Annotated in this window: 1 protein-coding gene; it reads right to left on the bottom strand. The window is 58.7% G+C overall.

Going from position 1 to position 623, the window contains the following annotated elements; all coding sequences use genetic code 11:
• On the bottom strand, positions 1-623 hold a 623-nt coding region (locus tag ACR0LL_RS21290; protein ID WP_480589321.1), incomplete at both ends, for a TRAP transporter large permease subunit.

Genomic DNA, 623 nt, shown 5'->3' with positions numbered 1-623 from the left:
CAGCGCGATCAGCAATGCGCCTGCGACGCCAACGGCCGCGGCCTCAGTTGGTGTGGCCCATCCGCGATAGATCGACCCCACAATAAGAGCAAAAAGGATCAGGATCGGTACAAGGTCAACGAGCGCGCGCGCCATTTGAAGGAACGGGAACACCCGGCGGTTCCCGCCCAATTCAGGGCGGATCGTGCAGAGGATGGCTGTAATCACCAGAAAGGCCAGCGCCAACCCAAGCCCCGGGATAAGACCGGCCAGGAACAGTTGCGGGATCGAGGATTGTGTCAAGAAACCGTAGACGATCAGGTTGATCGACGGCGGGATCATGATGCCAAGCGTACCACCAGCAGCGATAGCACCGGAAAAGAGTTTGGGGTCATAACCCAGTTTTTCCGCTTGAGGCATGGCTACTGTGGCGACAGTTGCTGCGGTCGCAACAGATGATCCCGATGTGGCCGAAAACATCGTGGCAGTCGCGACATTGGCGTGCACCAGACCACCCGGCAGCCAACTGACCCAGCGATCCAGCGCGGCATAGGTGCGGGTCGCAACGCCAGAACGCACCAGGATCTCACCAAGAAGGACAAAGAACGGGATTGCGATCAATGTGGCGGAACTTGATGAAGACC

This window comes from Ruegeria sp. AI2 (genome assembly GCF_056541275.1).
The sequence above is the reverse complement of the archived record's forward strand: the minus strand, read 5'-3'. Positions and strand labels throughout refer to the sequence as shown.